The sequence below is a fragment of the Solibacillus sp. FSL H8-0523 genome, assembly GCF_038051985.1.
Classification (GTDB): domain Bacteria; phylum Bacillota; class Bacilli; order Bacillales_A; family Planococcaceae; genus Solibacillus.
Genome location: NZ_CP150291.1, coordinates 3,591,927 through 3,614,507, shown reverse-complemented (window position 1 = coordinate 3,614,507; position 22,581 = coordinate 3,591,927). Strand labels below are relative to the sequence as shown.

At 38.5% G+C, this 22,581-nt stretch carries 24 protein-coding genes and 1 riboswitch; of the genes, 12 read left to right on the top strand and 12 right to left on the bottom strand.

The window, feature by feature from the left end:
• Positions 1–32: 32 nt before the first annotated feature.
• Together NSQ62_RS18160 and NSQ62_RS18155 are read right to left on the bottom strand one after the other, a co-directional pair.
• Positions 33–161 carry a hypothetical protein gene (locus tag NSQ62_RS18160; protein WP_341321470.1) on the bottom strand — a complete coding sequence of 43 codons (129 nt, stop codon included), beginning with the start codon at positions 159–161 and terminating at the stop codon, positions 33–35.
• Between the two features lie 68 nt (positions 162–229).
• Positions 230–562, bottom strand: a complete 333-nt coding sequence (locus tag NSQ62_RS18155) for a DUF4870 domain-containing protein (protein ID WP_341321469.1) — start codon at positions 560–562, stop codon at positions 230–232.
• A 117-nt stretch (positions 563–679) separates the two neighbouring features.
• Positions 680–789, top strand: a riboswitch (TPP riboswitch).
• Positions 790–890: 101 nt separating this feature from the next.
• Here NSQ62_RS18155 and thiT point away from each other — a divergent pair.
• Together thiT and map are read left to right on the top strand one after the other, a co-directional pair.
• A complete protein-coding gene (thiT, locus tag NSQ62_RS18150) occupies positions 891–1,451 on the top strand; it encodes an energy-coupled thiamine transporter ThiT (RefSeq protein ID WP_341321468.1) in 561 nt (186 codons plus the stop codon).
• Positions 1,452–2,151: 700 nt separating this feature from the next.
• Positions 2,152–2,904, top strand: a complete 753-nt coding sequence (gene map / locus NSQ62_RS18145; RefSeq protein ID WP_341321467.1) for a type I methionyl aminopeptidase — start codon at positions 2,152–2,154, stop codon at positions 2,902–2,904.
• 46 nt (positions 2,905–2,950) lie between these two features.
• Here the strand turns inward: map and NSQ62_RS18140 are convergent, their stop codons facing one another.
• The gene (locus NSQ62_RS18140; RefSeq protein ID WP_341321466.1) at positions 2,951–3,928 is read right to left on the bottom strand and encodes a papain-like cysteine protease family protein; all 978 of its coding nucleotides are present in this window, start codon (positions 3,926–3,928) and stop codon (positions 2,951–2,953) included.
• Between the two features lie 136 nt (positions 3,929–4,064).
• On the opposite strand from NSQ62_RS18140, the gene NSQ62_RS18135 reads away from it, so the two are divergent.
• A complete protein-coding gene (locus tag NSQ62_RS18135; protein ID WP_341321465.1) occupies positions 4,065–4,925 on the top strand; it encodes a polyphosphate kinase in 861 nt (286 codons plus the stop codon).
• Between the two features lie 83 nt (positions 4,926–5,008).
• Entirely contained in the window at positions 5,009–5,566 is a 558-nt protein-coding gene (locus NSQ62_RS18130) for a GNAT family protein (protein ID WP_341321464.1), read from the top strand.
• Positions 5,567–5,633: 67 nt separating this feature from the next.
• On the opposite strand, the gene NSQ62_RS18125 is transcribed toward NSQ62_RS18130, so the two are convergent.
• From NSQ62_RS18125 to NSQ62_RS18115, 3 genes are all read right to left on the bottom strand, one after another.
• The gene (locus NSQ62_RS18125; protein ID WP_341321463.1) at positions 5,634–6,200 is read right to left on the bottom strand and encodes a carbonic anhydrase; all 567 of its coding nucleotides are present in this window, start codon (positions 6,198–6,200) and stop codon (positions 5,634–5,636) included.
• A 165-nt stretch (positions 6,201–6,365) separates the two neighbouring features.
• Positions 6,366–6,569: a hypothetical protein gene (locus NSQ62_RS18120; RefSeq protein WP_341321462.1), complete on the bottom strand. Its 204-nt coding sequence runs from the start codon at positions 6,567–6,569 to the stop codon at positions 6,366–6,368.
• 164 nt (positions 6,570–6,733) lie between these two features.
• The gene (locus NSQ62_RS18115) at positions 6,734–7,969 is read right to left on the bottom strand and encodes an aminopeptidase (protein ID WP_341321461.1); all 1,236 of its coding nucleotides are present in this window, start codon (positions 7,967–7,969) and stop codon (positions 6,734–6,736) included.
• Between the two features lie 197 nt (positions 7,970–8,166).
• Here NSQ62_RS18115 and motA point away from each other — a divergent pair, with 197 nt between their 5' ends.
• From motA to NSQ62_RS18095, 4 genes are all read left to right on the top strand, one after another.
• Complete coding sequence (motA, locus tag NSQ62_RS18110; RefSeq protein WP_341321460.1) at positions 8,167–8,967, top strand: flagellar motor stator protein MotA; 801 nt, start codon at positions 8,167–8,169, stop codon at positions 8,965–8,967.
• A complete protein-coding gene (gene motB, locus NSQ62_RS18105; RefSeq protein ID WP_341321459.1) occupies positions 8,951–9,715 on the top strand; it encodes a flagellar motor protein MotB in 765 nt (254 codons plus the stop codon). The genes motA and motB overlap by 17 nt, the downstream gene beginning before the upstream one ends.
• Positions 9,716–9,972: 257 nt before the next feature.
• Complete coding sequence (locus NSQ62_RS18100; RefSeq protein ID WP_341321458.1) at positions 9,973–11,064, top strand: carbohydrate kinase; 1,092 nt, start codon at positions 9,973–9,975, stop codon at positions 11,062–11,064.
• A complete protein-coding gene (locus tag NSQ62_RS18095) occupies positions 11,061–11,969 on the top strand; it encodes a pseudouridine-5'-phosphate glycosidase (protein WP_341321457.1) in 909 nt (302 codons plus the stop codon). Before NSQ62_RS18100 ends, NSQ62_RS18095 begins: the two co-directional genes overlap by 4 nt.
• A 63-nt stretch (positions 11,970–12,032) precedes the next feature.
• Here the strand turns inward: NSQ62_RS18095 and NSQ62_RS18090 are convergent, their stop codons facing one another.
• Entirely contained in the window at positions 12,033–12,254 is a 222-nt protein-coding gene (locus NSQ62_RS18090) for a DUF1128 domain-containing protein (protein WP_341321456.1), read from the bottom strand.
• A 303-nt stretch (positions 12,255–12,557) separates the two neighbouring features.
• On the opposite strand from NSQ62_RS18090, the gene NSQ62_RS18085 reads away from it, so the two are divergent.
• The gene (locus tag NSQ62_RS18085; RefSeq protein ID WP_341321455.1) at positions 12,558–12,881 is read left to right on the top strand and encodes a YtxH domain-containing protein; all 324 of its coding nucleotides are present in this window, start codon (positions 12,558–12,560) and stop codon (positions 12,879–12,881) included.
• Between the two features lie 22 nt (positions 12,882–12,903).
• Complete coding sequence (locus tag NSQ62_RS18080) at positions 12,904–13,839, top strand: YihY/virulence factor BrkB family protein (protein ID WP_341321454.1); 936 nt, start codon at positions 12,904–12,906, stop codon at positions 13,837–13,839.
• A gap of 43 nt (positions 13,840–13,882) precedes the next feature.
• Here NSQ62_RS18080 and NSQ62_RS18075 read toward each other — a convergent pair whose 3' ends face one another.
• Positions 13,883–15,784, bottom strand: a complete 1,902-nt coding sequence (locus NSQ62_RS18075; RefSeq protein WP_341321453.1) for a heavy metal translocating P-type ATPase — start codon at positions 15,782–15,784, stop codon at positions 13,883–13,885.
• Positions 15,785–16,100: 316 nt separating this feature from the next.
• On the opposite strand from NSQ62_RS18075, the gene NSQ62_RS18070 reads away from it, so the two are divergent.
• Positions 16,101–17,480 carry a cation:dicarboxylase symporter family transporter gene (locus tag NSQ62_RS18070; RefSeq protein WP_341321452.1) on the top strand — a complete coding sequence of 460 codons (1,380 nt, stop codon included), beginning with the start codon at positions 16,101–16,103 and terminating at the stop codon, positions 17,478–17,480.
• A gap of 21 nt (positions 17,481–17,501) precedes the next feature.
• On the opposite strand, the gene NSQ62_RS18065 is transcribed toward NSQ62_RS18070, so the two are convergent.
• The 3 genes from NSQ62_RS18065 to NSQ62_RS18055 form a co-directional block, all read right to left on the bottom strand.
• Positions 17,502–17,756, bottom strand: a complete 255-nt coding sequence (locus NSQ62_RS18065) for a hypothetical protein (protein WP_341321451.1) — start codon at positions 17,754–17,756, stop codon at positions 17,502–17,504.
• Positions 17,757–18,578: 822 nt separating this feature from the next.
• On the bottom strand, positions 18,579–20,120 hold the full coding sequence (locus tag NSQ62_RS18060) for a fumarate hydratase (RefSeq protein ID WP_341321450.1): 1,542 nt from the start codon (positions 20,118–20,120) through the stop codon (positions 18,579–18,581).
• 186 nt (positions 20,121–20,306) lie between these two features.
• A complete protein-coding gene (locus NSQ62_RS18055; RefSeq protein WP_341321449.1) occupies positions 20,307–20,492 on the bottom strand; it encodes an SE1561 family protein in 186 nt (61 codons plus the stop codon).
• A 463-nt stretch (positions 20,493–20,955) separates the two neighbouring features.
• On the opposite strand from NSQ62_RS18055, the gene NSQ62_RS18050 reads away from it, so the two are divergent.
• Entirely contained in the window at positions 20,956–22,128 is a 1,173-nt protein-coding gene (locus NSQ62_RS18050) for an MFS transporter (RefSeq protein WP_341321448.1), read from the top strand.
• 109 nt (positions 22,129–22,237) lie between these two features.
• Here NSQ62_RS18050 and NSQ62_RS18045 read toward each other — a convergent pair whose 3' ends face one another.
• On the bottom strand, positions 22,238–22,480 hold the full coding sequence (locus NSQ62_RS18045; RefSeq protein ID WP_341321447.1) for a carboxypeptidase: 243 nt from the start codon (positions 22,478–22,480) through the stop codon (positions 22,238–22,240).
• Positions 22,481–22,581 lie beyond the last annotated feature (101 nt).

Genomic DNA, 22,581 nt, shown 5'->3' with positions numbered 1-22,581 from the left:
TACTTCATTGGGAAATGAAGTACTCCATTTTTTCATCTTTTTGGAGTCCGTGTTGGCGTTGGTTGCTTTGCTGTTGAACGATTATTAAGTATTTTTTTTATGATTGGATAGACGATTGGTCCGTATTTAATCGCTGTTTTAATTACTTTGTTTAGTTTCATGAATATCACTCCTTAGTAAGATGTAAATTCTAGTAAAAATATACCCATATACAGTACATCTCTAAACATTAGCGCAATACTTTGATTGCTTGTATAAGGTTCCAAATGGCAATAACAAAAATAATAATCGCTAAAATGATAAACCCGATAAAAATCCAACTTTCGAATAAGTAGTTTACTTCAAGCGTCGCGTTAGAGGGTGTTGTAAAGGCGAACACAAAAAATAGAATGATATAAACGATCCCTAAAATAATTGGAATAAGTTGTGAAATAAATGCGCGTTTATTATGATGTTTCACTACATCGTCTTTTGCTACGAAAAAAATAATGAGCGGTAAAATAAATGGCATAAAGTAAAAACTTAAATAGCCTACTGCACTTAACCCTTTGTTTTGATCCATAAAATTCACTTCCTTTACTTCTATATACGGACAAATGTCCAACTTAGTTTCAACTAAAGTAGTTGAAAATTGGAAAATTATCAGCTACAATGAGCATGTTCAAACAATTATATCGAGATGTACCACAAGGGGGGCCGATTAAGTCGGCTGAGATTGCGCACGGATTTTGCGCTGACTCTTAGAACCTGTAAGTTAGTACTTGCGTAGGGATGTGGATAGAAACCAACTATTCGAGCGATGGTTAGGAATTTATCCTAATTATCGCTTTTTTGTGTTTTCTATTCCTTCTGAACTTCTGTTACATCGGAAAAAAGAGAGGAGCATTGTTATGGACAAAAAGAAATTATTAATGCTGGTGGAAATTGCAATCTTTGCCGCTATCGGACTTGTGCTTGATCAGTTTTCATTTAAGCTTTGGGCATACGGAGGCTCGATTAGTTTTGTCATGCTGCCGATTATGCTTATGGCCATTCGCTGGGGATTAACAGCAGGCTTGGCAACGGGATTCATTATTGGTGTATTACAAATGATGTTCGGTGCGTATATTGTGCACTGGCTGCAGGCGATTTTAGACTATGGTCTAGCTTTTACAGTTGTAGGCTTCGTCGCAGTCATTCGTAAACCGTTACTACTAGCCGCAAAAGCGCTTGATAAAAAGAAAATGACGATTTATATTATTCTCGGTGCGTTACTTGGCGGAACATTACGTTTCATTTCGCATTTGCTTGCCGGCGTTGTGTTCTTTAAAGAATACGCTGGTGGAGATAATGTATGGACGTATTCAATCATTTACAATGGGTCCTACATGTTACCAGCAACCCTGTTAACCGCGCTTGTCGCTGTGTTATTATTTACAGCAGCACCACGCTTATTAAAAACAATGAAATAAAAAATGGTGAAGGTGTAGTTCGATTCTAACGAGCTACACCTTTTTTTAAAATAACGCGCTTGGATACAGCAGGGGAAAAATGAAGTGATGGATGTAACACCGACAATGCCATATAGCCATAAATTATAGAGCATATTTTCGCGATAGGTCCAGATTCCTGATTGATAAAAATTAGCTACGGATAGCTTTACAAAAAAAAGTGTAATAATGGCATGTAAAGATATGAATAGATAGCCTAAAAAAGGCACAAGTGGATGAATAGTTATAGGACAATGCTGCTTAAGTAAAATAAATTGTAAATGGAAAACAATAGCCATTGCAATACTGGTACTAAACCCAACGACATAAACAGCGATGCGTGGATTGTACGAAAAAGGTGATACATGACGCAAAAATTCCCCAACCAATGTAACACAGAACATCATGAGGAGCACAAAGATTAAACGATTTTCAACAGCGCGATTATTGTGTAAAATGACATACGTTGCTAAAGTAATAAGTAAAAAAGTCGGTAAAATATACGTGAGCATATATATATAAATAGGCAGCATGACTGACACCTCTATTTTGAATTAGTTCCTTTTATATTCCCTTCAAATTTCTACATAAACGAATCGTACAAAAAAAGCATGAATCCTTACAACAAATTTCAAGTATGTTATAGTTAAGGGTAGAGATTTAAGAGGAAGGAAGTTTAACAATGATTGTTACAACTCAAGAAGAAATCCAAGCGTTTAAAAAAATCGGACGCATCTGTGCTGAAATTCGTGAAGCGATGAAAGCTGCGACAGTACCAGGTGTGACAACGAAAGAATTAGATGAAATTGCTGGGCGTATGTTTGCAGAAGCGGGTGCTATTTCAGGTCCAAAAGGCGAATATGATTTCCCAGGCTACACATGTATTTCAGTTAACCACGAAGTTGCCCACGGGATTCCAGGCAGCAAAGTGATTCAAGAAGGCGATATCGTAAATATTGACGTATCGGGTTCTTTAGATGGTTATTTCGCCGATACAGGAATTTCTTTCGTTGTAGGTGAAGGCTACGAGGACAAAGAGAAACTTTGTGAAGTAGCAAAATTAGCATTTGACCGTGCGATGACAAAAGTAAAAGCCGGTTCAAAATTAAACCAAATTGGTAAAGCAGTTGAGCGTGAAGCATATGCGCATGGCTTAACGGTAATTATGAACTTAACAGGACATGGCTTAGGGAAATCATTACACGAAGCACCTGACCATGTATTAAACTATTACGATCCAACTGATGGCCAATTAATGAAAGAAGGTATGGTGCTAGCAGTAGAGCCATTCATTTCTGCAAAAGCTGAACACATTGTTGAATCAGGTGATGGCTGGACATTTGTAACACCAGACAAGTCATTAGTTGCACAAATTGAACACTCAATTATCGTAACAAAAGGCGAACCAATTATTTTAACGACGTTAGAAGATTAATCAATAAAAAAACGTGAAGTGCTTAGAAAAGCATTTCACGTTTTTTTTAATTATTATAATCAACAACGATGTACGGTTGTAATTGGAAAGGTTTTGGCGCAATATTGCGGTCATTCCACATACCGAACCAACGCTCTAGCGGATAGAAATAGTAGCCATCTTGTGAATGATCTGATGTATCATATGGGTCTGCAAAAATGATGATGTCATCACCGATACCAGGTGTACCGTTGTTGTCATAACCGATAATTGCTTGCCAGTGGCCACCCCAATCACCCCATTCAACCATAATTGGACGATTGTTGTCTAAATGGCCTGTTAACCATTTTACGAAATAGCTATCTTTTGCATCGCTTACCCAAGCTTCAGTATCTGCTGTATTTTCAGATGCATATAAGCTGTTCCATAAAAATGTTTCAGGTAAGTTGCCTACGTTAGCACCAGTCGTACCAGAATCAGCTTGAATTAGATCTGCGTCTGTATAGTCAGCGCGGAAGCTTGATTCAACGACTTCAAAGCCTTCTAAACCTGAAAAGAATTCATATAATTGTGTTACGTCTGAGCCGTATTCGTGGAAATTGTTTGCTGAGCCAGGTAAGGCATCTTCCACATCTAAATCCGTCATAGCTTTCATCGCAACAGCAATATCCATTTCCGTCATTTCATTATAGCCAAAGTGATTAGCTACCATTAAAGCAGTAACAGGGCCACATGACCATTCCGCCGTTTGTTGCATCGTTTGGAATTTTTCTAAAATTGTTAAGTTTTCATCTGATTTTAAATTAAAAAAGTCAGGTGCTTGGTAGTAGCGAGAGTCCGCATTGTCACCAGCGTTTGCGTATGCATCTGCACCGCCAGCTTCATTAAAATCCTCGCCTTTAATTGTGTTTGTGTTAACTGCCACAGTAGTTTCGGCTGATGCTTTTGTTTCTACTTCTGCCTCCGCGTTATTTTTTGCTTCATCTTCAGAGCATGCTCCTAATAATAGTGCAGAAAATAAAACTGCTGTAAGGGTTTTTTTCATTTATCACTCCGCCTTTCGCGTATTATGTATTTTTCAGACAAGAAATTAGTGGAAGATAAACTAAGTGCAACATCAATTACCATTTCCATACACTTTAAAGTAAAATAGAAGTAATACTGTTTAGGAGGAATCATAAATGAAGAAATTAGATGATTTAGATTTATCATTAGAACTAGACAAAAAAATGTACAAAAAGAAAATTAAAATGCTGCAATACGAAATGCTCAACGCACAGCAATTTTTATTTAACAACAAAATTGGGTTAATTGTAGCATTTGAAGGAATGGACGCAGCAGGTAAGGGTGGTGCCATTAAACGTTTAACAGAGCGAGTTGACCCACGTGGCTTAATGGTAACTCCTATTTCTGCTCCACAACCACATGAAAAACGTTACCACTATATGCACCGTTTTTGGAGAAAGTTACCGCAACACGGACAAATCGCGATTTTTGACCGTTCTTGGTATGGTCGTGTTTTAGTAGAGCGCATTGAAGGCTTTGCGAAAGAAGAAGAGTGGAAACGTGCATATGATGAAATTAATGACTTTGAAAAGCAATTAACAGATGAAGATTATATTGTCATCAAATTCTGGATTCATATCGACGAAGCAGAACAATTAAAACGTTTTAATGACCGTGCACAAGATCCGTACAAAGCTTGGAAATTAACGGATGAAGATTGGCGCAACCGTGAAAAGTTCGGCTTATATAGTGAAGCGGCAGATGAAATGTTCGCAAAAACAGATACAGAAAATGCACCTTGGTTTTTAATTCCTGGGAATGATAAGCTATATGCGCGCGTACAAGTATTAAAAGAAGTCATTGCTCATATTGAAAAGGAAGCTAAGCGCCGTGGGTTACACCTGACGAATGTATTAGAAGCACCTGAGCAAGACGAAATAGATGAGCTTGAAATGATGGAAGTAGCGGCTACAGAAGAAATCACTGCCACAGAAGCTTCAAAGGGAAAAAAGGCTAAAAAGAAAAAATCTAAATAACATTCGGAAATCGTTCAATTATTTAGTGAGGATGAATCGCCGTGAGAAGCCTATTGAAACTTTTTAAAAAGAAGGAGGGTCCAATGGTACAACTTAATGGGCAACGTTGTTCGTTACGTACATTTACACCATCGGATGCAAAAGCATTAGCCAAACTGTTAGCAGACAATAAATTTTTTTGGTCTACTTATGAACCGTTACATCGAGACGAGTTTTATACAGAAGAGGTACAGTATAAAAAAATTTTAGAGAGCCTACAGCTTCTTCAAAGTAATCGGGAATTTTCATTTGGAATTTTTGATGATGATTCACAACAATTAATTGGCCACATTTCACTTTATTCGGTGAAGCGTTTACCCTATTCAAGCTGTTTTGTCGGCTATTCGATGGATGAACGTTTTGCTGGAAGAGGGATTGCAACAGAGGCGGTGCAGTTAGTGCTGGAATTTGGCTTTCAAACGTTAAATATTCATCGTATTGAAGCTTACGTTGCCCCACAAAATTTAGCATCAGTACGGGTGTTGGAAAAATCAGGTTTTATACGTGAGGGCTTACTAAGGCAGTTGCTCTTTATCAATGGTGTGTGGGTTGATCATTATATGTACGCCATACTGCAAAATGATTTTAAAAATAGATATTAAAAAGGATTGTACGAAAAATAACTATTTTTCGTACAATCCTTTTTGTAAGGACGCTTTAGCGCTTTTCTTATATATCTATATTGCCATCAGTGACTAAGTCTAATTTACCTGTCTGTGGATCGATTACTAAACCGTGTACAGGTACAGTTGCTGGCATTAACGGATGGCGTCTCACTAAATCGACACTTTTTAATACGCTTGTTTTAACATCGCCAAAGCCGCGTAACCAGTCATATAAATCGACACCTGAGAAATTTAAAATATCCAGTGTTTCTTGCTTTATCCCTCGCTCAAGCATGTGACCGACCATTACGTCTGGATCAACGGCACTCATACCGCAATCATAATGCCCAATAATATATATTTCATCTGCCTTTAATTCATAGACGGCAACAAGTAAGCTGCGCATAATCCCGCCAAATGGGTGATTGACAATGGCTCCCGCACTTTTGACAACCTTTACATCGCCATTACGTAAATTCATGGCTTTTGGTAATAATTCAACTAAGCGTGTATCCATACATGATAAAATAACAATTTTTTTATCAGGATATTTTGTTGTCGCATACGTTTCGTATTGTTTTTCATCAACGAATTGTTGGTTATACTCTAGAATTGATTGTAAAGCTGACATAAGTTTGTTATCCCCTTTCGACTACTCTATATTTTAGAATATTATTTGAATAATTCAAATTAATTGACACATTTAAAGTGAATACTAGGAAAAATAGAGAGAACTTTTGTCGAAAAAGGTAAAAAAACAACCGTCCCTCATTAAGAGACGATTGTTTATGAAAAATTAATGATGGGCGTGGCCATCTTTTGATTTTTCGTTTGGCGCGAATGCACCAGCTTTTGAATCTACTACAACAGAGTCGTGAGATTGTAAGCCCATACGTAAATATTGAATGAACATAACTAAACAAACAAGAATTACGATAGAGAATCCAAATACTAATGTGTAGTAGTCAGATAAAAATGGATGACGGTGATCAAACATCATAAAACTCCTCTCTACATTATAATTAGAATCATTAACCAATTATAACCTAATCAATTGGAACATTGTAGGGGGTTTTATGGATTTGACCTAGAATAAATTGTAAATATGGCGACATCTTGAAATTTAAGATGCTTTCTTAAATGTCCTCTATAATGACGAGTTGATTAAAATGCCCAGTTGCCGTTGCGGAATACCGGTTCAGCTTGACCATCTTCAGCAATCCCGTCGATATTCATTTGGTCAGAGCCAATCATGAAGTCAACATGTGTAATACTTTGATTTAAGCCGTTTTCTAGTAATTCTTCACGTGACATCGTTTTACCGCCTTCTAAACAGAACGCATACGCACTGCCGATTGCTAAGTGGTTTGATGCATTTTCGTCGAATAATGTGTTATAGAATAAAATATTCGATTGAGAAATTGGTGATTTAAATGGTACTAATGCAACTTCACCTAAGTAGTGAGAGCCTTCGTCGGTTGCGACTAAGTTTTTCAGTACTTCTTCACCTTGCTCGGCTTCTACATTTACGATGCGACCGTTTTCAAACGTTATTTTGAAGTTATCGATAATGTTCCCACCGTAGCTAAGTGGTTTTGTGCTTGATACATAGCCGTTTACACCGTCTTTATGCGGTACCGTAAATACTTCTTCCGTGGGCATATTAGCCATGAATTCGTCGCCTTTTTCATTGACGCTACCAGCACCACACCATAAGTGGCCTTTTGGAAGCGCAATCGTAAGGTCTGTTCCTGGCGCTGTATAATGTAATTTTGTATATTTTTTATTGTTTAAGTAATCTACTTTTTCGTGTAAGTTGTCATTGTGATCTGCCCATGCTTGAACAGGGTTTTCTAAATCTGAACGAGTGGCTTTAAAAATGGCATCCCACAGCGCATTTACTTGCGCTTCCTGCGGTAATTCAGGGAATACTTTACTTGCCCATTGCTCAGAAGGTGCAGCAATTACAGTCCAGCTGATTTTGTCGGCTTGTACATATTGACGATATTTATTTAATGCAGTACCAGCCGCTTTTTGGAAGCTAGCAATCTTTTTAGAATCGATCCCTGATAGTAAATCTGGGCTTTGCGACACGATGCTCATAAATGCAGCGCCTTGCTCTGCTAACCATTCACGCTCTTGGATTTTCCATGGTGGAAAAAAGTCGAAAGAGTCCTCAGGAGCCAATTCGTAACGCGTACGTGAAATAACATCATCTGCGAAATCTACAAATACTTGTTTAGCACCGTTCTCGTAGGCAATTTTAGCGATTTTTTGAACAAAGGGCGCTACCTCAATTGAAGCGGCGATGTATAAATATTGATTTGGTTGGATATTTACACCGATTTTTACTGCTAATTCGGCATATTTTGCTAAATTTCTTTCAAAAATTGAGTTCATTTGAATCATTCCTCCAATAGTTGTCTAAAAAAATTGGCTATTTTTGATACATTGTAATCAAAATTACTTTAAAGGACAGAAAAATCCAATAATGCATCGAAAAATATAATTTTTGCCTTTATACTAGTGTATAGGAAGTTAATAAAAAGTTAAATAGACCGAAATAAGAAAAGACATAGTAATTGGAGGTAATACATATGGATATTTCATCAGTTGTTGGCGTTATTGTCGCCTTCGTTGCCCTATTAGCAGGGATGTTTATGAAGGGCGTAACACCAGACGCATTATTGAATCCGGCTGCAATTTTAATCATTATCTTTGGTACAATTGCTGCGGTAACAATCGCATTCCCAATGAAGGAATTAAAACGGGTTCCAAAACTTTTTAAAATTTTATTCAAAGAGACAAAATTAGCAAGTGATATTGAATTAATTAAAATGTTTTCACAATGGGCTGATTTAGCACGTCGTGAAGGGTTACTTGCATTAGAAGGAAAAGCTGCAGAAATCGAAGATGCATTCTTAAAAAATGGATTAACATTAGCGATTGATGGGCAAAACGCAGATTATATTCGTGATGTATTAACTGAAGAAGTAGAAGCGATGGAAGATCGTCATGCTAGTGGTGCTGCGATTTTCACACAAGCAGGTACATACGCGCCAACACTAGGTGTATTAGGTGCAGTAGTAGGTCTGATTGCGGCATTAAAGGATATGCAGGATATCGCTAAGTTAGGGGTTGCCATTTCAGCAGCCTTCGTTGCGACATTACTTGGTATCTTTACAGGTTACGTTTTATGGCATCCATTTGCGAACAAGTTAAAACGTAAATCTGCTGCAGAAGTAAAACAAAAGAACATGATGATTGAAGGGATTCTATCAGTACTTGAAGGGGAAGCACCTCGTGTCATCGAACAAAAATTAGCTTCGTACTTACCAATGGAAGAGCGTAAGCAAATTACGGAAAGCGGGGCGGGTGGCCTTGGCAAAGAAGCATAAGAAACATAAAAAGCATGAGGAACATATCGATGAATCATGGTTAGTACCCTACGCCGATATTTTAACGTTATTATTAGCGCTATTCATCGTACTTTTTGCTTCAAGTTCAGTCGATCAAGAAAAATTGGACCAAATGTCCGCTGTCTTCAATGACATCTTTACAAGTGGGACAGGCGTTATGGATAACCCAGCCGTGGTCCAAACACAAAATGGTTCTACATCACAACTCCAAACGGGTGCTTCTAAATATATGGAAGACCAAGATCGCTTAAAAGAATCACAAAATCGCGTTGAAGAATTTATCGCGATTAATGAATTAGAAAAGCAATTTGAGACGAAAATGACGGATGAAGGCTTACTGATTACCATTCGAGATAGTGTATTATTTGATATGGGGCGTGCCGAATTAAAAGCAGAATATGCAACGATTGCAGATGAGCTGTCTCAGCTGTTAATGTTCGATCCACCACGTAATATTGTTATTACAGGACATACAGATAATGTGCCAATTAATACAAACGAATTCGACTCAAACTGGGAGTTATCAGTTATGCGTGCAGTTAACTTCATGAAAGAAGTTGTTGCTGGTAATGAAGAATTAGACCCAAAATACTTCAGTGTAAAAGGCTTTGGTGAATTTAGCCCAATCGCTTCAAATGACACAGAAGAGGGGCGCGCGAAAAACCGTCGTGTTGAGGTACTCGTTCAACCACGTGTAACAGAATCTGGTGAAGTAATTGTAGAATAGAAAAAAGAGGCTGTGTGAAAAGTATTTACTTTCCGTGCAGTGCTTCTGCGGTGGTCAGAAGTAAAAACGAATGCTAAGAACGTCACATCCTGTGACACGCATTCATGACCAGCATTATGCTGGTCTCCATCCTCGGCGCAAAAAGTGCTTGACCAGAATGTTTTCTGGTCAAGCACTTTTTTTGACATTCTTTAAACATTTGTTTATAATTCTAAACAAATGTTTATTTAAGAGAAATTGATTGTGAGGTGAGGCTATTGAATGAAAAAGAAAAATTAGTATTTCAACTAATCAAAAAAAATCCTTATTTATCACAGTTAGAAATGGCGGAGCAGTTAGGCATGTCAAGGCCAGCGCTAGCAAATATGATTTCGACGTTAATCAAGCGCGGTGAAATTATAGGTCGTGCTTATGTTTTACCCGAAAAAAATCAAATTATCGCCATTGGTGGTGCCAATGTTGACCGGAAATTTTCAATTGAAGGCAACACACAGCTCGGAACATCTAATCCAGCATCGGTTTCTGAAAGTGTTGGTGGGGTTGCCCGTAATATAGCCGAGAATCTAGGGCGTTTAGGAAATCGTGTGTCTTTATTGACGACATTAGGTGAGGATCATGATGGTTTGTTAATCGAACAGTCTAGCGATGCGTACATGAATTTTGATTTAGCCGAAAAACTAAAAAGTGAAGCAACAGGCTCTTATACAGCCGTTTTAGATCACACAGGTGAATTAGTCATCGCAATGGCAAACATGGCAATTTACGATAAATTACTACCAAGTATGTTGCAGCAGCATGAAGCAACTTTGCAAAATGCGAGCTGTATAATCATTGATTTAAATTGTCCGCTTGAGACAGTACAATTTGTAAAGGATTTTGCAAAAGAGCGTACGATTCCGTTAGCAATTATCCCAGTATCATCACCAAAAATGTCTCATATGCCAAGTGATTTACACGGTGTACATTATATGATTTGTAATCGGGACGAGGCGGAAACCTACTTACAGCAAAAAGTAGAAACGTTCGAACACTATGAGCAGGCAGTGAAAGGCTTGCTTGAAAAAGGTGCCGAATACGCACTGTTAACATTAGGTGATCGAGGTGTCATTGTAGGGCATCAAGATAACATTACACATTATGAAGCAGTAGCAACAGAGTATATTGTTGACGTAACAGGTGCAGGCGATGCATTTGTTAGTGCCTTTTTATACGGGATGTTAAATAATGAAACGTTAGAAGAATCGGTACAGCTCGGCTTAGTCAATGCATCGAAAACATTGCAGTCAGACAAAACAGTACGTACGGATTTAACAAAAGAAAACTTAACTAATTGGAGGAATTTATTATGAAACAATATTTATCATATTCACAAGAGGTATTAGAAGCAAAAGAAAAGGGTTTACCGATCGTAGCATTAGAATCGACAATTATTTCTCACGGTATGCCTTATCCGCAAAATGTAAAAACTGCACGTGAAGTAGAACAAATCATTCGTGATGGTGGTGCGGTTCCAGCGACAATCGCACTGATCGACGGCCAAATTAAAATTGGTTTATCAGACGAAGAATTAGAAATGTTCGGTAACACGCAAGGGGTAGCGAAAGCATCTCGTCGTGATATCGGATACTTACTTGCAACGAAAAAAATTGGTGCGACAACAGTAGCAGCTACAATGATCTGTGCAGAGTTAGCTGGCATTGAGCTATTTGTAACAGGCGGTATTGGTGGGGTTCACCGCGATGCTGAAACAACTATGGATATTTCTGCTGACTTAGAAGAATTAGCGATGACAAATGTTGCGGTAGTATGTGCAGGGGCAAAATCAATTTTAGATATTGGGTTAACATTAGAATACTTAGAAACAAAAGGTGTGCCAGTAATCGGTTACGCGACGGATAAATTACCAGCATTCTACACACGTGAAAGCGACTTCGATGTAAACTTCCGCGTAGATTCACCAGAAGAAACGGCTGCGATTTTACGTACGAAATGGGATTTAGGACTGCGCGGTGGTGCATTAATCGCAAATCCAATTCCAGTGGAAGATTCAATGGAAGCAGATTTCATTAACGGCATCATCGAAAATGCTTTAAAAGAAGCTGCGGCAAATGGAATTGCTGGTAAAAACGTAACACCATTCTTATTAGGTAAAGTAAAAGAATTAACAGAAGGTAAATCATTAGAAGCAAACATCGCATTAGTGAAAAACAACGCACGTGTTGGTGCGAAAATTGCTGTTGAATTAAATAAATAATTTGTATTTCCTGGGGAATACCAAAAAAGCTCGTCGAATTTTCTCGACGAGCTTTTGTTCTGATTACTTACGTAGTGAACCTAATTCAGCAGCAATCGCGTTCATTTCGCTTGGACTGAATGAAGTACGTTTCATAACCATTTCATATAAATATTGTAGGTCTTCGTATTGGTTTTCATCAAATACGTCTGCTTGCATCGCGTCAGCATTTGCCATACGAAGTTTGTCTTTAATTTGTTCGATCATGTACGTGATATTTTCTAATGATGGGTTGGATAAATCCATAGTTAAGTGCCCTACCTTTCAAAGTATACAAATTTATCATTCCATGAGGCGTGCTTGTTGTCAACCATTCAATTATACCTCGGCATAATTACGTCCGGATTTGGCTTTGTGCTCGTACAAAGAACGCCTTTCATCCGCCGGAGGCTTTAACTTCTTTCAGCCAATGTTTGGACAGGAGCGGAAAGAAGTTAAAGTTGAGTGAATACTTTTAAAAATGGCGAACATTCGTTAAAATGAATTAAACAAGTTTTACAGGAATTTTTTAAGGGAATGTACAAATTATATACAAAGGGGAGATTTCATATGAAGAGTAAATTATTACCGTTCATCGCAATAGGTGCTTTAGTTGGCGCAGCAATCAGTATGTTAGACAAGCAAACGCGTGATCACACTGTCGAAACAGCTAAAAAGGCAAAGGACACGGTCGCCTACTATGCAGAAAATAATGATGAACTAGTCGCTTTAGTCGAATCAAAAGTAACCCAAGCGCAGTCACTATACGGCACGGTAAACAACAATGTACAAGCCTTAATGCAAAGTGATATGCAACAAATGCCAGCGACAATTCAAAGTATGGTATCAGAAACAATCAGTGCCTTTTCAAAAAAAGATGATCAAATAAGCTGAAAACCATGAAGGTGGTGGCTAGATGAAAAACAAAATTCAACAAAGTGAAAAGCTGGCACTCATAAAATCATTGGTAGCACCAGAAGCATCGCAAATTAACATACTCACAACGAAGGGGTTTTTCCAGGATTTAATTCTTCGTACAAAAACAGTGGATATGTCAGGAATGGGCGCACAATTAGCCTACTTTTTCTTACTATCCTTTTTTCCAATGCTCATTTTTATGGTCACGCTCTTACCGTATTTAAATTTAGAGCAAGGACAAGTATTTGATTTTTTAAGTGATATTATGCCAGACGAGGTATATAGCTTAATTGAAGGTACCTTAACGCAAGTTTTAAGCAGTCAAAATGGCGGGTTACTGTCAATCGGGGTAATTGGGACGATTTGGTCAGCCTCTAAGGGTGTAGACGCATTGATGAAGGCATTAAATCGTGCCTATGATGTCGATGGGAAAGCGGGCTTTCTAAATCGTTTATGGTCCCTTGTTTTTACGGTTTCATTAGTGGCGGTTATTTTAATTGCACTTGTATTACCCGTATTCGGTCAACAAATCGGTAACTTAATCTTCGGTTATTTTGGGGTGGCCGAATCGTTTGAAACGATTTGGACGTTTATTCGCTGGATTACACCACCAGCATTAATTGTTTTAGTGTTAATAGTGATGTATTGGATCGTGCCAAATACCGACCCGCGTTTAACGATTATTAGTGTATTCCCAGGTGCACTTTTTGCGACACTTGGCTGGCTTGCGTTAACGTATGGGTTCTCGTTTTATATTAATAATTTTGGGAATTATAGTGCGACATACGGTAGTATTGGTGGCGTCATTATTTTAATGCTTTGGTTGTATTTTACGGGGATGATTTTAATATTTGGTGGGCTGTTGAATGCCTCATCACAAAGGCGTCAATTGGCGAAAAAAAGCAAAGAAAACGCAAAATCTCCCGTATTTTAAAAAAGTGGCTTTGATTGAATTTCAATCAAAGCCACTTTTTTGATTAAATCTTTTTACTCAACATGCGTAAGCCGTTTAAAATAACTATAATTGTACTACCCTCATGGCCAATCACACCAAATGGGAGGCTAATCGCTTGGAAAAAGTTTGAGATAATGAGTAGCGTAATAACAGCTAATGAAAAGATCACATTTTGCTTTACAATTCGCTGCATTTTACGTGATAGCTTAACGGCATAGGCGATTTTTGATAAGTCGTTTTTCATTAATACAACGTCTGCTGTTTCAAGTGCCACGTCTGTTCCGCCACCCATTGCAATCCCAACAGAAGCTGTTGCAAGAGCTGGGGCGTCATTAATGCCGTCACCGACCATCCCCACGTGTTCATAGTCCTTTTTATATTGTTTAATATGCTCTACTTTCGTTTCAGGCAAGCATTCCGCAACATAGCTTGTCACGCCTGCTTCTTGTGCAATTGCTTTTGCAGTTGTTTCGTTGTCGCCTGTTAGCATTATGACATCGATGCCAAGTTCTTTTAAAGAAGCAACTGCTTGTTTTGCTTCTTCACGTACGACATCTTTTAGTGCAACGAGTGCGGCGATTCCATGTTCATCTTTTAAGAACACTACCGTTTTACCTTCTTCGGCTAATGTTTGCAATGCACCATTTTTAAAATTTATTGCGAGTTCTTTCCCGACAAAGTCTGGCTTTCCGATTGCATACTTGTGACCTTCAACTATGGCCTTTAACCCAAAACCAGGAATATCCTCAATTTCAAGACCATGTGGAATAACGACTTGCTGCTCTTTTGCATAGTTTGTAATGGCGCGAGCGAGTGGGTGATTGGATTGTGCTTCGATTCCCGCCATCATGGCTAATGTATGTTCTTCGTTTAAGTCATCACGAACGATAAAGTCTGTGACTGCAGGTGTTCCTTGTGTTAAGGTTCCTGTTTTATCAACTGCTAATACGCGTAATACGCTTAGGTGCTCTAAATGCACGCCGCCTTTTACTAAAATCCCGTTTCTAGCCCCATTTGAAATCGCTGAAAGGGTTGCTGGCATAATTGATGCAACTAAGGCACACGGGGAAGCAACTACTAATAGTACCATGGCGCGGTAAAACGTTGTTGTCCAGTCCCAGTCTAGTAAATAGTGGGGTACTACCATCATTAACGCGACTGCAAGTAATACACCTTTTACATAAGCGCCTTCAAAGCGTTCGATAAATTGCTGTGAAGGTGATTTTTCACTTTGCGCAGATTGCACAAGGGTAATAATTTTTTGGAATAATGTATCCGAACTTTGCTTTGTGACGTTGATTGTTAAAACACCATTTAAATTGACCGTTCCAGCAAAAACATCATCCCCAATATTTTTTGAAACGGGCATTGATTCGCCTGTAATTGCTGCTTCATCGATTGTTGATGTTCCTTTGAAAATCGCACCGTCAGCAGGGATGCGCTCACCAGGCTTTACTAAAATATGATCGTTTACGTTTAATTCATTTACGGACACTTTAATTGGTTCAAAGCCACCACGCACTAACCACGCTTCTTCAGGCTGTAATTCCATTAGGGAAGAAATCTCACGGTGACTTTTATTCATCGCATAGGTTTCAAGTGCACCACTTAGTGCAAATATAAAGATAAGGATGGCGCCTTCTGTCCAGTAACCAATAATCGCTGAACCGATTGCAGCTAAAATCATGAGCATTTCTACATTTAAGGATTTGTTTTCTAACGTATCCTCAATGCCTTCTTTTGCTTTTGCGTATCCACCAATCACAAAGGCGGATAAATACGCCATGATTGCTGCGGTCATCTGGCCAGTCGATTCCATACGCCATGCAATTAAAATGATTACGCCAGCAACAAGCGCGGCGATTAATTCTTTATGTTCGCTTATTTTCTCATTTAATGATAAGTTTTCTCGATTAGAATTCATGGGTGTACCTCCTTGATAATGAATATCATTGTTAGGGCAACTGATAATTAATTTCAATTAGATTATAATTATTTCTTATTTAGAATTATTATAATCTAAGTTGCTTAGTTTGTAAATAAAAAACAATAATAGAATTCATTACACTGACTTGATTTCACTTCTTTATTTTTTGAAATTGTTTAGAAAAAGAGCTTACTAATTTGCAATAGTTAGATGAAAACTGCTAATAATATAAGAAAATATTAAATCATACTTGACTTATAGGGATTATAAAGTAAGATTAGAAGTACATTTAATTAGTATGGAGGAATAGACAGTGAACTTATTCGTTTTACTTAACGTTGCAGTGCTACTACTTGTCATTGCATTTTTATATTTCCTAAAAACAAAGCATGTTAAATTTTCAAATCGTGTATTTATTGCTTTAGGTTTAGGGGTTTTACTTGGTATTGGCTTACAACTTGCTTACGGTGTAGGGTCAGATGCGATTACGGAGACAGTACCTTGGTACAATATCGTAGGTACAGGTTACGTGAAATTATTACAAATGATTTCAATGCCTTTAGTTTTCATTTCGATTTTAGCAGCATTTACGAAAGTAACGATTGGTAAAAACTTTGGTAAATCAGCAGCAATTATTTTATCAATCTTAATCGGTACTACAGCAGTAGCAGCTGGTATTGGGATTGCGGCAACCGTTGTTTTTGATTTAGATGCAAACCAAATTATGCAAGGGGACGCTGAAATCGCGCGCGGCGAATCAATGGTAGAGAAATCTGCTGAGGTAACAACGCTGCCAGATCAAATTTTATCGATGTTCCCAGCGAACCCATTCTCAGATTTAACAGGCGCACGAGCGACATCGACAATTGGTGTTGTAATTTTTGCAGCATTCTTAGGCTTTAGTTATTTAACACTTCGTCGTAAAGAAGAAGAGACAGCAGACAACGTGAAAAAAGGCATCGACGCTTTATACGGTTTAATTATGGGTGTTGTACGTATCATTTTACGTTTAACTCCGTACGGGGTAGCAGCAATTATGGCACGTACAGTAGCAACGAGTGACTTAGGGGCGATTATGGACTTAGGTAAGTTTGTAGTAGCTTCTTATGCAGCGCTTATTGTGATGTTCATCATTCATTTAATTATCGTTGCATTAACTGGTTTAAGCCCAGTGCAATATGTAAAAAAATCAGCGGAAGTATTATTATTTGCCTTTACATCTCGTTCAAGTGCAGGTGCATTACCGCTTAATATCCAAACACAAACAAAACGCTTTGGTGTTCCAGATGGGATTGCGAACTTCGCTGGCTCATTTGGTTTATCAATCGGACAAAACGGCTGTGCGGGTGTTTACCCAGCTATGCTAGCTGTGATGATTGCACCAACAGTGGGCATTAATCCATTATCACCAGGCTTTATCGCGACATTAATTTTAATCGTAGCAATTAGCTCATTCGGTGTAGCAGGTGTTGGTGGTGGTGCGACATTTGCAGCAATCATCGTATTATCGGCAATGGACTTACCGATTGCCTTAGCGGGTATTTTAATTTCAGTAGAACCATTAATCGACATGGGTCGTACAGCACTTAACGTAAGTGGCTCAATGGTTTCTGGAATCGTATCAGGCCGTGCAACAGGTGAATTAGATACAGAAGTATACAATCAACCAGCGGATAAAGCACCGCTAGTTTAAAAAATGAAAAGTCGTACAGAATCATTGAGGTTCTGTACGACTTTTTTTAGATTGATAGAGTCTGTCGCGCTGAAAAAATGCAGCAACAAAAAATGCCCATAAAAATAAACAAAGATAAAGATAGAAAAAGTGGAATTTTACGTGAGGGAACATGATGATTGTATAAATCGTAAATAATAGCGCGATGGCAAGACTACGTTTCCACTTATATTTTGTACTAACGTGAATTTGTGTGCCAATAAATAGTAGGTTAATGAGTAGCTTTACAAAAAACATAGTTCCCCTCCACTAAATTACTTTTTTTCAGTATAGCATGTACGATAAGGGAATTCATGGCCTATTACCGTAATTTGAGTTAATCAACATAAATTAAGGATGAGGATAAAAATACAATAATCTCTTCTAATTGAGTCCGTTCTACTGCGCTACGGCGGACGCTGGGCACGGCTCCAACTAATTTTTTGTGCCTCTAACGGCGGCACAAAAAATGGATTTTCCGCTCGTGCTGTTCCCGCAGGAGTCTGCCGCCTTCGCTCCGCGCCACTCTATTTTGGCATTAGGTAAGCTTCTGTAAAAAATTGTGAAGCAAAGTATTTCTTTTTAAAATAGCGCTATTTATAATCAACGCTAATAAAAAAGAACTCTTTCGATAAATGACTTTTCAATCAGCAAAGTATTGATTTAAGCATATTCAATAAAGAAAGAATCAATTTTTCACCATTCGTCGCCTCGCGCTAGCGCAAGCGGCTTAATTGAGGTTTTTTTTCCTTCACTTTATAACGAGGGAAAAATTTTGAGATTGGCGTGCCTCGCAAACGGCAATAAAGGCAGTGATAAAGACACGTATCACGTTGCCGTAGCACGCCAATCAATCCAGTAAAACTTTATTAGAAAAGCAACCCCTGTTACGGTGATGTACCAACTAAAAAACGACTCATTCCAATAAAGGGACGAGTCGTTTTGCTATTTCTTGTCTAGGCTAAAGCGCCAGCCCCTCGGACATTTCGAACCCTCCTGCAAAAGTGGTGGATCGTTTACTTTTGCGTTGGGCTCTCCAATGTCTATCGGCGCTGAACGGGCGCTTTAGCACTTTTTAAATTAATATACGCGCTCAGCGTGTAATGATAATTTTTCTAATGAAGATTTTTCTACATCAGCGTGTAATGAGTTCCCGTGAGAGTCCATTGTTACAACTGCTGTAAAGTCTTGAACTGATAAGTGCCACATTGCTTCCGGAATACCGAAATCAATTAAGTCTACGCCGTCAACTGATTTGATGCAGTCTGCGTAGTACTGAGCCGCACCACCGATTGCGTTTAAGTAAACGCCGCCGTGCTCGCCAAGTGCTTTTAATGTTTTTGGACCCATGCCGCCTTTACCCATAACTGCACGGATACCGAATTTTTTCATGATGTCGCCTTGGTATGGCTCCTCACGAATTGAAGTTGTTGGACCAGCAGCTTTAACAACCCAGTTGCCTGCTTCGTCTTTCGCCATTACTGGGCCACAGTGGTAAATAATTTGACCGTCTAAGTCTACTGGTGCTTCAACGCCTTCACCGATTAAATGGTGGTGGATTGCGTCACGGCCAGTGTACATACGACCAGAAATTTTTACTACGTCACCAACGTTTAATGAACGAATTTGTTCTTCAGAAATTGGTGCAACTAGTTCAACTACTTTGTTATTAGAAGAAGCTTCTTCTTTTTCTTCGTCTTTGAACGTGATTTTTTCGCCATCTTGGTAGTGCCAGTTTGTGATTTCACCAGTCGCTGGATCGATATCGATTGCCATACGACGGTAAGCCCAACAGTTGTAAGCTACAGATACGAAGAATGATGCAGGTAAGCGGTCCATTACGCCAATTTTACAGCCTAAAAGTGTTGCTTCACCGCCGAAGCCCATTGTACCAACACCGAATGTGTTCGCTGTTTTTACAACGTAATCTTCTAATTTTGCTAAGTCTTCGATTGGGTTTGTATCTTCAACGTGACGGAATAATTGTTCTTTTGCAAGATCATAACCAGAAGAGCGGTCTCCACCGATACCAACACCGATGAAACCAGCTGAACAGCCTTGACCTTGTGCTTGCCATACAGAGTGTAAAATACACTTACGAATACCGTCTAAGTCACGACCAGCGCGGCCTAAACCTTCTAATTCTGCAGGAAGTGAGTATTGAATGTTTTTGTTTTCACAGCCGCCACCTTTAAGAATTAACTTAATTGTGATGTAGTCGTTTTCCCATTGTTCAAACTTCACAACTGGAAGACCAGCGCCGATGTTTGTACCCGAGTTTTTACCCGTTAATGAGTCAACTGAGTTTGGACGTAATTTTGCATCACCAGTAGCTGCAGCAATCGCAGTTTGGATAGCTTTTTTAATTTCGATTTGGTTTACACCAATCGGAGTATATACTTTAAATGTTGGTAAACCAGTATCTTGACAAATTGGAGATACGTTGTCTTCCGCCATTACGATGTTTGTAGTAATCGTGTCTAATGTCATGGCTGCACGAGTACCCGCGTTTTCAGATGCTTTTGCTGCTTTAATTGCACGACGAACGTCTTTTGGTAAGTTCGTAGATGTTTCAGTTATTAAAGAATAAAGACTTTTCTCTAAAGTTTCTAAGTATGTCATCTGATTTTTCCCCCCAGAAAAATAGTTTTGTTTTAAAATCCATCCCATATTATAACTCTTTTAAACTAGAAAAAAAAGAGCGCTTACAATAATAGAAAATGAAATTATTAAAAATTCCATTTATAAAGCATATTTATGTTAGATAATGAAAAAAGCAATGCCCAACTGGAGCATTGCTTTGAAATATTATTGTTCTTCGCGCGTTTGGAATTGGTCCATTTTTTGTTCTAAATCGTCCATCATTTGAATTAAGCGATCGATATCTTCTAACTCGGTTGTTTCTGGATCGATAGCATCTAACACCTCAAGGAAGATTTCTAAACGTTCTTTTAAATACGTTACTTGTTGTTCTTTGTTTGTAATTGGATTCATGTGCGTAATGCTCCTTTTGTGTTTGCTTAACAACATTATACTACGTTCCATTCTAAAAGTTAATGGACAACTTAAGGGAAATGCAATTGGATTTTATTAAGAAGTCTTAAAATAATAGGAAATTGTATAGCACTTATTAATTAATTTAAAATTCTTTGTATTTAGAATATTGCGTTAATTAAATTGTTATGATAAAGTAAGGTCATACCTAAATACGAGGGAGATGGTCGAAAAAAATATGTATTGGCAAACCCATATGAAAAGGAGGAAGTTTAAACGTTTTTCGGCAAATCTGCCGGTAAAGATTGTTTATGCAAAGTAAAAATGGAATTAAGTGAAAATTGAAGCCCTAGTTAACTTTTAGAGATAAAGTTAGCTAGGGTTTTTATGTTTGTAAAAGTTTCCCCAACGGATAAAAAGCTGTGATACGATGTGAGACGTATAAATAAAAGGAGAACATATTATGAGTTACGAACAACGTCGGTTTATCATTTTAGTCATTATCGTATCCATTTCAGGCTTTTCGCAGGGAATGTTACTACCGCTCATTTCCGTGATTTTTGAGGGGGACGGGGTTTCATCAACACTTAATGGACTCAATGCAACGGGCCTTTACATAGGTACTTTATTAATTTCGCCATTTATCGAGCAGCCGCTACGTAAATATGGGTATAAGCCCATTATTGTTTTTGGTGGGGCACTCGTTTTTGTTTCATTATTTTTATTTCCATTATGGAAAAGTGTGCTGTTTTGGTTTGTTTTACGTATGCTCATCGGGATCGGGGATCATGCCCTGCATTTCTCAACGCAAACATGGATTACGTCAACAACCCCGACGCATAAATTAGGAAGAAGCATGTCGATTTACGGCATTTCATTTGGCTTAGGCTTTGCAGTGGGTCCGTTATTCGTGCCACTTGTAAAAATCTCAGAGACGTTGCCGTTTATCGTGTCATCGGCACTATGTTTAGTGGCGTGGTCACTCGTATTTTTCGTGAAGAACGAAAAACCAGCAGCCTTAGCTGGCGATGCGAACCAAAAGGGCTTAACGCGCTATAAATTAGCAGTAAAATATGGGTGGGTCGCATTTTTACCTCCGTTTGTTTATGGATTTTTAGAGTCCTCACTAAATGCGCTATTTCCGGTCTATGCGCTACGTAAAGACTTCGAATTAACGTTTGTGTCGATTATGCTTGCGGGTTTTTCAGTTGGTGCGATTTTCATGCAGTTCCCACTCGGGATGCTAGGAGATAAAATCGGAAGACGCAAAGTCATTATTACGGGGCTATCTATAGGTGGTGCAGTATTTTTAATCGGTAATTTTGTTGAATATTCGCAAATGCTCGTAGCAGCGGTATTCTTTGTCGGCGGGATGTGTGTTGGTTCGATGTTCTCGCTTGGTATTACCTATATGGCGGATTTAACGCCAAAAGAACTGTTACCAACAGGAAATTTACTGTGCGGGATTTTCTTTAGCTTAGGAAGCTTGAGTGGGCCGTTTTTAGGCGGACTTTATTTAGAGTTCTTCCCAAATGACGGATTTTTATTGTTAGTAGGGTCGATGTTAGTTGTCGTTGCGCTCATTGTCATTATCTTCGGGAAATCAAAAAAAGCAGTCGTTCTTTCCGAAAAGTAAAAATATCAGGTCAGTGGCTATAACATGTATTAAGAATCCGCTTGAGTGCGGTGCTTCTGCGGTGGTCAGAATAAATTCACCATCCTCGGCGCAAGGATTTGTCCCAGAATTACTTCTCGGACAAATCCTTGCTTTTTGCTGTAAAGTAAACAATTGCGGTTACGATACACGCTAAAATTATGTACATAAAGACATTTAAATAGTTCACGCCACCAAACGTAACGGCGGCTTGCAAAGAGCTCGCGGATGTAGCAGAAGCTTCATCGTTGCTTGGGAAAATGACCTTACCCAGCCATGAAATTCCGAAGTAAGAAATGGCGAATATTACTACTACAAAAAGAAAGTTTTTCATATTTATACCTCCTAGCTCCCTCTATTTTACATGAAATAGTAAGGAAATGGAGATGAAAAAGCCGATGAATGGAATTTTTTCCATTCATCAGCTTTTGTTAC